This window comes from Priestia sp. TGN 0903 (assembly GCF_050846855.1).
GTDB lineage: Bacteria > Bacillota > Bacilli > Bacillales > Bacillaceae_H > Priestia > Priestia zanthoxyli.
Genome location: NZ_JBOZGL010000024.1, coordinates 1 through 11682, shown reverse-complemented (window position 1 = coordinate 11682; position 11682 = coordinate 1). Strand labels below are relative to the sequence as shown.

Annotated in this window: 10 protein-coding genes, 7 tRNA genes and 1 rRNA gene; 1 reads left to right on the top strand and 17 read right to left on the bottom strand. The window is 38.5% G+C overall.

Features of this window, described 5'->3' with window-relative positions; all coding sequences use genetic code 11:
- The 8 genes from ACRPLY_RS26665 to sigW form a co-directional block, all read right to left on the bottom strand.
- Positions 1–341, bottom strand: a 341-nt coding sequence (locus tag ACRPLY_RS26665; RefSeq protein ID WP_432232213.1) for an SH3 domain-containing protein, incomplete at its 3' end; no start/stop codon positions are given.
- A 158-nt stretch (positions 342–499) separates the two neighbouring features.
- Positions 500–1216 (bottom strand): YebC/PmpR family DNA-binding transcriptional regulator, encoded by a 717-nt coding sequence (locus tag ACRPLY_RS26660; RefSeq protein WP_098113864.1) that lies wholly within the window; start codon positions 1214–1216, stop codon positions 500–502.
- Between the two features lie 861 nt (positions 1217–2077).
- Positions 2078–3880 carry a glutamine--fructose-6-phosphate transaminase (isomerizing) gene (glmS, locus tag ACRPLY_RS26655; protein WP_014461996.1) on the bottom strand — a complete coding sequence of 601 codons (1803 nt, stop codon included), beginning with the start codon at positions 3878–3880 and terminating at the stop codon, positions 2078–2080.
- Positions 3881–4310: 430 nt separating this feature from the next.
- Complete coding sequence (gene glmM, locus ACRPLY_RS26650; protein WP_028411905.1) at positions 4311–5657, bottom strand: phosphoglucosamine mutase; 1347 nt, start codon at positions 5655–5657, stop codon at positions 4311–4313.
- A gap of 28 nt (positions 5658–5685) precedes the next feature.
- On the bottom strand, positions 5686–7242 hold the full coding sequence (locus ACRPLY_RS26645) for a CdaR family protein (protein WP_325077479.1): 1557 nt from the start codon (positions 7240–7242) through the stop codon (positions 5686–5688).
- Positions 7235–8056, bottom strand: coding sequence for a diadenylate cyclase CdaA (gene cdaA, locus ACRPLY_RS26640; RefSeq protein ID WP_013054971.1), 822 nt, complete (start codon positions 8054–8056; stop codon positions 7235–7237). The genes ACRPLY_RS26645 and cdaA overlap by 8 nt, the downstream gene beginning before the upstream one ends.
- A 191-nt stretch (positions 8057–8247) precedes the next feature.
- Positions 8248–8853 (bottom strand): anti-sigma factor family protein, encoded by a 606-nt coding sequence (locus ACRPLY_RS26635; protein ID WP_013081391.1) that lies wholly within the window; start codon positions 8851–8853, stop codon positions 8248–8250.
- Between the two features lie 14 nt (positions 8854–8867).
- Entirely contained in the window at positions 8868–9431 is a 564-nt protein-coding gene (sigW, locus tag ACRPLY_RS26630; protein WP_013054969.1) for an RNA polymerase sigma factor SigW, read from the bottom strand.
- 164 nt (positions 9432–9595) lie between these two features.
- Here sigW and ACRPLY_RS26625 point away from each other — a divergent pair, with 164 nt between their 5' ends.
- The gene (locus ACRPLY_RS26625) at positions 9596–9757 is read left to right on the top strand and encodes an aspartyl-phosphate phosphatase Spo0E family protein (protein ID WP_013054968.1); all 162 of its coding nucleotides are present in this window, start codon (positions 9596–9598) and stop codon (positions 9755–9757) included.
- Positions 9758–9840: 83 nt separating this feature from the next.
- Here ACRPLY_RS26625 and rocF read toward each other — a convergent pair whose 3' ends face one another.
- The 9 genes from rocF to rrf all read right to left on the bottom strand — a co-directional run.
- Positions 9841–10740 carry an arginase gene (gene rocF, locus ACRPLY_RS26620; protein WP_325077480.1) on the bottom strand — a complete coding sequence of 300 codons (900 nt, stop codon included), beginning with the start codon at positions 10738–10740 and terminating at the stop codon, positions 9841–9843.
- Between the two features lie 163 nt (positions 10741–10903).
- Positions 10904–10979 (bottom strand) — tRNA-Ala (locus ACRPLY_RS26615).
- 22 nt (positions 10980–11001) lie between these two features.
- A tRNA-Gly gene (locus ACRPLY_RS26610) sits at positions 11002–11076 on the bottom strand.
- 9 nt (positions 11077–11085) lie between these two features.
- Positions 11086–11158 (bottom strand) — tRNA-Lys (locus tag ACRPLY_RS26605).
- A gap of 4 nt (positions 11159–11162) precedes the next feature.
- Positions 11163–11237: transfer RNA gene (locus tag ACRPLY_RS26600), tRNA-Gln, on the bottom strand.
- Between the two features lie 7 nt (positions 11238–11244).
- Positions 11245–11328, bottom strand: a tRNA-Tyr gene (locus tag ACRPLY_RS26595).
- An 8-nt stretch (positions 11329–11336) separates the two neighbouring features.
- Positions 11337–11412, bottom strand: a tRNA-Thr gene (locus ACRPLY_RS26590).
- Positions 11413–11416: 4 nt separating this feature from the next.
- Positions 11417–11492 (bottom strand) — tRNA-Val (locus ACRPLY_RS26585).
- 114 nt (positions 11493–11606) lie between these two features.
- A 5S ribosomal RNA gene (rrf, locus tag ACRPLY_RS26580) occupies positions 11607–11682 on the bottom strand; the annotation flags it as partial.

Here is an 11682-nt window from a genome sequence, read left to right as displayed (position 1 = left end):
CTTGCCGTTACTGTATACGTTGTGCTTTCTGCTGGTGGCGCTGTTGTTCCTGATGACTGTACATAATCGCTGCTTACATAGCCTGTGCGGCCGTTATAGTTAATTTTGTACCAGCTTCCGCTTTTGCTCACCACAGATAGTGTTTGATCTTTTACTACGCTGCCGATAATCCCGTAATTCGTTCCCGCTCCGCTTCTCACATTTAGCTTGCTTGCCGTTACTTTATATGTAACTGTTGCTGCATATGCCTTTTCTTGATTTCCCCCAATTGAGCCAAAGCCAGGCGTTACAGCCGTTGCAAGCGTAGCTGTTAACGCCATCCCCACCATTAATTTTTTCAACTGCTTTCCCTCCATTTATTCCTTATAAAATTCTACTATTTTCTATTCTTAATTCATTATCTTACCATATTCCAAACGAAGGGAAAGGGTCAATAGATGCTTTTCACACGGCCTATAAAAAAAGACAGACCTCTTTGATAGGTCTGCCTCTTTCACTATTATCCTAAATCAACGTTGTGATATACTTGCTGCACATCTTCTAAGTCCTCTAATGCATCAATCATTTTTTCAAACTGAGCTTGTGCATCTTCAGGAAGAGTTACATCATTTTGAGCAAGCATCGTTTGCTCAGCTACTGTAAATTCCGTAATACCAGCATCGTTGAACGCTTTTTGTACCGCATGGAATTGATCCGGATCAGCATAAACAATTACAGAATCTTCTTCTTCTAAAATGTCACGCACGTCTACTTCTGCTTCCATTAACAGTTCTAGCGTCTCTTCTTCATCCTTACCTTCTACACCAATAACAGCTGTTGGATCAAACATATACGCTACTGATCCGCTTACTCCCATATTACCGCCGTTTTTACCAAAGGCAGCACGCACGTCTGAAGCTGTTCTGTTTACGTTATTCGTAAGAGCATCTACGATAACCATTGAGCCATTTGGTCCAAAACCTTCGTAACGAAGATTATCGTAATTTTCTTCTGAACCGCCCTTTGCTTTTTCAATGGCACGGTCAATAATTGCTTTTGGCACATTGTATGTTTTCGCGCGTTCTAATACAACTTTTAACGCTTGGTTTGATTCTGGATCTGGCTCACCTTGTTTTGCAGCCACATAAATCTCACGGCCAAACTTGGCATATATACGACTTGTATTAGCATCTTTTGACGCTTTCTTTTCTTTAATATTGTTCCACTTACGGCCCATATTGTTTCACTCTCTTTCAAAATTGAATCTAATAAAATAAATAGGCAATGATATATCCGTTTTTATTATACATCAATTCCCTCTTATCTTTCGAGTTTAATACCTAAAAAAGACAAGCAATCTTTTGGTATATTTCGTTAACTAAATAAATGAGAAAACCATTTGATAACAGGCTGAATGATTTTTGTATATACTTTTTTCAGCGGTTTGTATATACATCTCACCCAAATCCACCGTAAAGGATAGTAGATCATATGAATTATGATCCACTTAACTCCTTTCCAAAAACAGAAGAATATACGCTGACAAAATGAAACCACGGGAATAACAATTTCATTGTAAAATGGCAGCACAACATATTTCCATAGAAGATAACAAGGGTAACAAACCATGTATAAAACAGGGTATAAAACATACTTCCATATAAATCTAGTTATAGGCAAAAAACATCGTTTCCAAACGAAGAGAATAAAAGGATAGATGAGGACACTCCATAGCCAAGAAATAGGATAAACGAATAAAAAACGTATAATGTATCTCCAAATGAAATCAATGACAGGTTGAATAATTCTTGTTCCTATCCATATGAGGGGCTTAGCGATAAAATATATCCATATCTTACACAAAATTTGAAATACAAAATAAAAGGGAAAATACAAGACAAAAAAGATGCCTCGCAACACGTACTTTATACTTTGAGCTACTCCACTAATACTTTTCACTTCCTTTTTTATAAATGAGTTTCGTTCATTTACCTACTCTATTATATAAAATAAATGAAGCAAGCAAATATATTTTTTAGCTCAATGAGAATTATATACAAAAACACCCTTCTATAATAGAAGGGTGTCTAGAACCTTATTATTCTACAGTAACTGATTTTGCTAAGTTACGTGGTTTATCTACATCGCAATCGCGGTGCAATGCAGCGTAGTAAGAGATTAATTGTAAAGGAATAACCGCTGCTAGTGGTGAAAGTGTTTCGTGAACTTTCGGAATCACGTAGCGATCTTCTTCTGTTTCTAATCCTTTCATTGAAATGATACAAGGATTAGCTCCACGTGCTACTACTTCTTTTACGTTACCACGGATGCTTAAGTTTACATGTTCTTGTGTTGCTAATGCAATAATTGGCGTATTGTTTTCAATTAAAGCGATTGTTCCGTGCTTAAGCTCTCCTCCAGCAAATCCTTCTGCTTGAATGTAAGAGATTTCTTTTAGTTTTAACGCGCCTTCTAAACCTACATAATAATCAACAGAACGTCCAATAAAGAATGCGTTGCGAGTTGTTGCTAAGAATTGAAGAGCAATGCTTTCCATTTCTTCTTTGTCGTCGCAAAGTACTTCCATTGTGTTTGCTACGATCGCTAACTCTTGAACTAAATCAAATTCTAATTCAATGCCGCGTGTTTTTGCTGTTACAGCCGCTAGAATTGATAGGACTGCTAATTGAGCTGTATAAGCTTTTGTTGATGCTACAGCAATTTCCGGACCTGCATGAAGTAATAACGTATAATCAGATTCACGAGATAATGTTGATCCCGGAACGTTTGTGATTGTTAACGCTTTGTAACCTAGTTCTTTAATTTGAACTAATACTGCACGGCTGTCAGCTGTTTCTCCACTTTGAGAAATAAAGATAAACAGTGGCTTTTCAGATAAAAGCGGCATGTTGTAAGAGAATTCACTTGCTACGTGCACTTCTACCGGAACCTTCGCCCACGTTTCAATGAATTGTTTACCTACTAGGCCTGCATGATAGCTTGTTCCACATGCTACGATATAGATGCGGTCTGCTTCATCCATTGCTCCTAAAATGTCTGCATCAATGTGCAGTTCATTGTTTTCATTTTGATACTCTTGAATGATTTTACGAACAACTAAAGGCTGCTCATCAATTTCTTTTAACATATAGTGAGGGTACGTACCTTTTTCAATATCACTTGCATCAAGCTCTGCTGTGTAAGGTGCTCTTTCTACCACTTCACCATCAAGCGTTTTAATTGTTACGCCTTCTTTTGTAACAATTACTGTTTCTTTATCCATTAATTCTACGTACTGATCTGTTACTTGAAGCATTGCCATAGCATCGCTTGCTACAACGTTAAATCCTTCGCCAACACCTACAAGAAGCGGGCTTTTGTTTTTAGCTACGTAGATTGTATTTTTATCTTCGTTATCAACAAGAGCTAGTGCATAAGAACCGTGAAGCAAGCTTACTGTCTTGCGGAACGCTTCTTCTACATCTAAGCCTTCTGCTGCGATTTTTTCAATTAACTGAACGATTACTTCTGTATCCGTTTCGCTTTTGAACGTTACATCTTGTAAATATTCACGTTTTAAAATAGCGTAGTTTTCAATTACACCATTATGCACAAGCGTGAAGCGTCCAGATGTACTTTGATGCGGGTGAGCATTTTCTTGGCTTGGTACACCATGAGTTGCCCAACGCGTATGACCGATACCTGCTGGTGCTACAACACTGTTATCTACTGCCTGACGCAATTCTGCAATACGGCCTTTTTCTTTGAATACGTGTACGCCTTCATTGTTAACAACTGCAATACCTGCTGAGTCATAGCCACGATATTCTAACTTTTCAAGACCACGTAATAAAATTTCTTTCGAATCTTCTGTTCCAATATATCCTACAATTCCGCACATAGATAAAATCCTCCTTCATGTATGAAAAGAGAGTCTCTTTTCATCATCAATGATTATCATCTCAATGCTTTTGTCCAATAAGTCACCTCATTGTTTTTCACATCAAGTTTTCGGCCGTGATAATCAACAACCGGGAGGCATCCGCCGATACTTCGATAAACCTCCTCCTCGTCAACTAAGTCGTTTCCGTCCCTTTACTTAGTTCAGGCGCTTTGTATTCACTTTTAAAATAGATTGTTCACTCCTTTACATAAATTAAGAGACGAACAGATTTAATATTACAATAAGAAGTGAGAAAACGTCAATTATCTTCTTTACTATCTGTAAAAACAGCCTTTAGCATCAGATAATTTCCAAGAATTTTTCTCAACAATATAAAAATATGCATAAGCAGCTTGAAACGTCACCGCTTATGCATATAATTAATGAATTACTCTAAGCCCATTTCTTCTTTTACTACTTCTACGATACGCGTTACATAAGTTTCACATTCTTCTTGTGTTTGTGCTTCAACCATAACACGTACTAACGGCTCTGTTCCTGAAGGGCGTACAAGTACTCGGCCATTACCGTTCATTTCTTTTTCCACTTCTTCAATAACCACTTTTACCTTCTCGTTATCTGTAACATGATGCTTATCCGTTACTTTTACATTTACAAGAAGCTGAGGATACTTCTTCATTTCAGCTGCTAATTCTGATAAAGGCTTTTTCGTTGCTTGCATAATGTTTACAAGCTGAATAGCTGAAAGCATACCGTCACCTGTTGTGTTGTAATCTAAGAAAATAATATGACCTGACTGTTCTCCACCTAGGTTATATTGATTAGCTTTCATTTCTTCTACTACATAACGGTCGCCTACACCAGTTTGTGCACTTTCAATTCCGCTAGCTTCTAGTGCTTTATAGAAGCCTAAGTTACTCATAACGGTAGAAACAAGCGTATTTTTCTTTAAACGTCCTTGTTCATATAAGTACTTTGCACAAATGAACATGATTTGATCACCGTCTACAATCTCGCCTTTTTCATCGATTGCGATTAAACGATCTCCGTCTCCATCAAATGCTAACCCAACATCCGCTCCTTTTTCTTTTAAGAAGGCACTTAATGCTTCCGGATGTGTAGATCCTACACCGTCATTGATGTTTAATCCGTTTGGTGATGCCCCCATTGTAGAGATATCCGCATCTAAATCTGCAAATAAATGTGCTGCTAACGATGACGTTGCTCCGTGCGCACAGTCTAATGCAACATGAATACCTGAGAAGTCTTCATCAACCGTTTGTTTTAAGTATTGAAGATATTTTTGTCCACCTTCGAAGTAGTCATTTACCTGACCTAAATCTCCCCCAACAGGTCTTGGTAATTGATCTGTTTCACTATCCATTAACGCTTCAATTTCATTCTCTTGTGCATCTGACAGTTTAAATCCATCTGGACCAAAGAATTTAATTCCGTTATCTTGAACTGGGTTATGTGAAGCAGAGATCATGACTCCTGCTTGTGCGCCAAGTGCTTTTGTTAAATACGCTACCCCTGGAGTTGAAATAACGCCTAATCGCATAACTTCTGCACCAATTGAAAGCAAGCCTGCAACAAGCGCTCCTTCTAACATATGACCAGAAACGCGTGTATCGCGTCCGATTAATACCTTTGGTCGCTCTGCATCTTTTGTTAGAACGTAACCACCTAAGCGTCCAATTTTAAAAGCAAGCTCAGGAGTTAATTCACTATTGGCAACTCCTCGTACTCCGTCTGTTCCAAAATACTTACCCATTAATTTTCTCTCCTTCATGTCAAAACATTTAGTTTCCTGATGTATTATCTGTCTGTCCATCTACGGGTGTAGAATTTTCATCACTTTGATTACTACTATCGTCACCAGTTTCTGTATTATCTGTTGGTGTATCTGTATTGTCTTCAGGTGTATCAGTCTCTTCGCTTGGTTTATCAGTTGAATCACCTGAATTTCCCGTCCCAGGATTTGTTCCTGATCCTGATCCAGTTCCCGTGTCTGGCTTTGTTTCTTTATCGCTCGTGCTTCCACTTGTTTCTTTATCCGTTTGCTCATCATTTGTCCCTGATTGTTTTTTCGCTGTTACACGAACTTTTGCCTGTTTAGTCGATAGTGTTGATGTAACAGAGTCAGGACTATTTATTATAATAGGAACCGTGTGCTCCCCAGCAGATAAATTCCCTACATTCGCTGACAAGCTAATGCCGCTTTTCGTTAACTTATCTAAATCAGATTTTGGTCCTTTTACATCCGCATCTACTGAAGTAGGAGAAAGCAGTTCATACGTGTACTTTGAGGATTGACCAGTTAAAGAAACCGGCAAATTCTTAAATGACTTAGTCTCAGCTGCACTTGCGTCCGTTTCTTCTGCGTCTTTCCCATCACCTTGTTTGTCTACTTCCACATGAACGGTAATTTGTTTAGGACTTACACTATCTATTCCGTCTGGAACAGGGACATTCACCTTAATATCTTTAGATTTCGTAATACCGGTAACATCGACTGGAATATTATCAATTTTATCGATTTTCTCTAAAGAATCAGATGGACCGATAATTTTCACGGTATCTGTTTTAGGCTCTAGCTTCGTAATGTTGACACCGTCGCCTGGCGTGCCTTCTTGAATCACATCGATCGGCACTTTTTTACTAATATTTTTCACCGGGATTGTTACATTGACCGTTTCTGGTTGAACTGTTACATTCAATTTATTTAAATTCTTGTCTAATGCGACAACAGTTGCTTGTTTCGTCACTGTTTTTGAAGCATTATCTAAATCAATAATAGCTTTTACATAAGCAACTTGGTCTAATTGACTTGATGCGCCCGTTACCGTGACGGCTCTTGGGCTAACGGTTGCTTCCCCTGCTTCATACCCATTTTTGACCTTATTTTTATCATAGCTTGCCTCTACTGAAAACTGTTTTGAATCGCGTTCTTCAATTGTTACATTTACAATATCAGGCTTAACCACTACGTTTAAATTATCAGAGATATTTCGATACTGAACCTTAACTCTATGCTGCCCTAAGCTTAAATTATCAAGGTCAATATAAGCTTGATAATCTTTTTGGAGCTTTGTTTGAGCCAAAATATTTTTAGGACCTTCCAGTGTCATAATGACCGTATCCGGAACACCTCTTACAATTCTGTTCTTCTCATTGTAGGATACTTGAACCGGAACATCTGTTAATGTTTCTACTCCAGTGTTGGCAGAACTGCTTCGGTTCAGAATTTTATTTGATGAACTGGCACCATCATCTAAATTAACAGATAAATATAACATGAAGGCTAACAGCAACGCGATAATTTTCATAACCCACGATCGATTCATCAATTTATCCATTCTTCTTCAACCTCCATTGCCAACGAGTGGAAGAAGTTGCTTTAGAAGTTGTGACTAATTCTTTTTCTAGCATTTCTCTCAATGTATCAATGGTCAATTCACGATACAATTCACCGTTTTTGGTAACGGAAATGCCTCCAGTTTCTTCAGATACAATGACAGTCACACTATCTGTTACTTCACTTATTCCTACAGCAGCACGATGGCGAGTACCTAATTCTTTTGAAATAAAAGGACTTTCAGATAAAGGTAAGTAACATGCTGCAGCGGCTACTTGATCCCGCTGTAAAATAACCGCTCCATCATGAAGTGGTGTATTCGGTATAAATAAGTTGATTAATAATTCAGAAGAAATATTAGAGTTGAGCGGTATACCTGTTTCAATATAATCACCCATACCCGTCTCTCTTTCAATTGAGATCAATGCACCTATGCGTCTTTTAGCCATATAATGCGTTGCTTTTATAATCGCCTCAATCGTAACGGTACGTTCATCTTCTTCAGGCAAATTACTGCGTGAAAACAAACGTCCTCTCCCAAGCTGTTCAAGCGCTCGGCGCAGCTCTGGCTGGAAGATAATAATAATAGCTAAAAATCCATACGTTAACGCTTGGTCCATTAACCATTGCAACGTATTTAGTCCAAGGAAGTTACTTATAAAGCGGACAACTAAAATTACCGTGATTCCTTTTAAAAGCTGTACTGCTTTTGTACCTCTTATGACCATAATTAATTTATATATGACGAACCATACCAGGAGAACATCAACAATTTTTCCTAAATATGAGAGGATTGGCAGGTCTCCAATAGGCATCTTCTCACTTCCTCTATATATGTAATAAAGATAACATAACCGTTTTATTATACCATAAAACAAAATTACACTGTAAATTACATCTTATTTTTAAATCCTTGTTCCTATATAATGTAGCCTTCTTTTTATATAAATAAAACCGTCCACTGTTCCTCTCTAACAAGATAAGCGGACGGTTTTATGTTTAACTATTAAAAGTCAACAGCTTGCTTGGCATGAGTTTTGACGTTATACCATACCCAGTCAAAAATCTTGTCTAACTCTTCAATATTGCCTGTCACTTCTCCTGCAGAAGCTAGATACTTATCACCATGTATAACAGTAACGTTTCCATCTACTTTTCCTTCAATTTTAATATCGCCATTTCTCACAGTAATATCACCTTTGACGGTCTCACCTTTTGGTACAACGACTGTTTTATCGTGAATGACCAGGTTCGGCTGCTTTGAAACAGAAAAGTCTTCATCCGTTTCCCAAGCTGAAAACACCGTGCCGGACATTAACAGCACAAATACAGCAGCTGCACTAAGAATCGGATGGTTTGTAAACCATCTATTCATTCGAATTCGATTCTTCTCACGTGGTAACCCGGCCATAACACCTGCTGTAAAGTTCATAGGTAATTCTATATGAGAAGTGCTTTGCACAAATGCAATCGTTCTTTTTAACTGATGCATATGCTGCTGACAACCTTTGCATTGGTGCAAATGCTCTTTTAATAACAGTTCATTTTCTTTTGTAATATCTCCATCTAAATGCTCATGAATGAGGTTTACATACATTTTTGGACATTTCATTCTTAGTTCACTCCTTACAAGTGGCGAAGTCGATTTCTTAAAGCTTCACGTCCTCTGTGAATTCTAGTCTTTACCGTACCAAGAGGCAGGTCTAAAATATCGCTGATTTCTTTTAACGACAGCTCATCTATATATTTTAGGACAATGACAGTTCGATATTTCTCAGGTAGCTTTAATATTTCCGACTGAATGAATTCTTGCAATTCTACTTGCTCTAGCTCTTCCTCTGGTAAGGCCTGATCGGCAGCTATTTGAGAGTACATATTTAACCCGTCGGTCCCGGCTACTTCTGCATCTAAATAATAGTCTGGCTTTTTTTTACGAATTCGATCAATACAAAGATTTGTAGCAATTCGATATAGCCAGGTGGAAAACTTTTTACTCGTGTCATAGCTATGAATATTTACATAGGCTCGAATAAACGCTTCTTGTGCAGCGTCTTGCGCTTCTTCCCGGTTTCCTAGCATTCGATAACATAGATGAAAAAGTTTATCCTTGTGATATTCTACTATGTCAGCAAACGCATCCTGGTCACCTTTTTTTACTTTTTTTATTTTTCTTTTTAATAATAAATCCATGTAACAGTTACCTCCGCCCATTGCGGGATAGTATATATACGTGTACTTTATCATAAAGTTTCACTTATGCTTAATTATTTTAACAAAAATTTGTCAAATACGTTTAAAAAGATCGTACGTAGGTTATGTAATTAGTATAGATGAAAAGAAGAGGAGTGGAAAGCTTGACTCATACAAAAGAAAACCTTTTGAATCAAATTGAAGAATGTAGAAATAACATGGTCACTCTTGCAGCAGAAAATCCTTTATCATCACTAACAGTGGTGAGAGTAAGCTCAGAGCTAGATGGTCTATTAAATGAATATGAAAAGTTTTTCTCTATATAAAGAAGCTCTAGAATCTGAACTAAGAGCTTCTTTTTTTTTATCTTCACATTTGTTTCATGTACCTTTTGGTAGGCAATAATGTTTTATACTAATTTTTCTCCTAAAAGTGAGCCCATTAATGCAACAGCTACGGTAGCTGTTTTATTCCGCTCATCTAAAATAGGATTCACTTCCACAAACTCGGCAGAAGTGATTAGCTGAGATTCTGCCAACATCTCCATAGCTAAATGACTTTCTCTGTAGCTTATTCCACCGATAACTGGCGTTCCTACTCCAGGTGCATCATGTGGATCCAGTCCATCTAAATCGAGTGATAGATGAACGCCATCTGTTTTATCACGCAAATATAAAATTGTTTCTTCCATTACTTTTGTCATACCCATTCGATCTATCTCATGCATCGTATACACTTTAATTCCTTTTTCCTTTATTAGCTCTTTTTCTCCTTCATCTAAAGAACGGGCTCCGATAATCACAATATTCTCGGGCTTGACTTTAGGGGCATAGCCACCAATTCGAGTCAATGCTTCGTCTCCTATACCTATACTTGCGGCCAATGGCATACCGTGAATATTTCCGGAAGGAGACGTATCTGCTGTATTTAAATCTCCATGTGCATCATACCAAATTACACCCAAATTTTTATAATGACGACTTACTCCTGCTAGTGTTCCGATAGCGATGCTGTGATCTCCCCCTAGCACTAAAGGAAACCTTTTATTTGTAATAACATCACTTACGGTCTGAGCAAGTCTTTCGCTAGCATCCGCTACAGCTTTTAAATTCTTTAATTTTGTATTTTCATCACTATGTACTCGTTCAGCTAAGGCAATTTCAATATTCCCTTTATCTTCTACACTATATCCAATATTCTCGATGCGTTCCATAACACCTGCATATCGTATCGCACTTGGCCCCATATCGACCCCTCGGCGAGTTTGACCTAAATCCATTGGTACTCCAATAATTGAAAGCTTATTCATAATATGTCCCCCCATCACAAATGTTGCTACTCTCTTATTGTAACGGCTAAATGAGCGATGGCTCAACTCGACACTTTTTTGAATATATATACAATTCTAATTTGTAGAAACTACACAAAAAAACCTTTAAGCAAATTGCTTAAAGGTTGTACGTTTATATGTATGGTGGAGCCTAGCGGGATCGAACCGCTGACCTCCTGCGTGCAAGGCAGGCGCTCTCCCAGCTGAGCTAAGGCCCCAATATGTTTTTTTATATAGAAATGGAGCGGAAGACGAGGTTCGAACTCGCGACCCCCACCTTGGCAAGGTGGTGTTCTACCACTGAACTACTTCCGCTTATTAAAATGAGCCATGAAGGACTCGAACCTTCGACCCTCTGATTAAAAGTCAGATGCTCTACCAACTGAGCTAATGGCTCTCTATGGCTGGGCTAGCTGGATTCGAACCAACGCATGACGGAATCAAAATCCGTTGCCTTACCGCTTGGCGATAGCCCAATAAAAATGGTGGAGGGGGGCAGATTCGAACTGCCGAACCCGAAGGAGCGGATTTACAGTCCGCCGCGTTTAGCCACTTCGCTACCCCTCCGATATAAATGGTGCCGGCAAGAGGACTTGAACCCCCAACCTACTGATTACAAGTCAGTTGCTCTACCAGTTGAGCTACACCGGCACGGTGGTGGAGGATGACGGGATCGAACCGCCGACCCCCTGCTTGTAAGGCAGGTGCTCTCCCAGCTGAGCTAATCCTCCAAAGAATCTATATAAGCGCGTTAATAAGCGTTATTTTGAATACTCATAATAAACTATTTCAAATAAAAAACCCCTATGCTCTTTACAAGAGACTCATAAGGGGTTTTATTCATTGCCTGGCAACGTCCTACTCTCACAGGGACAAAGTCCCAACTACCATTGGCGCTAAAGAGCTTAACTTCCGTGTTCG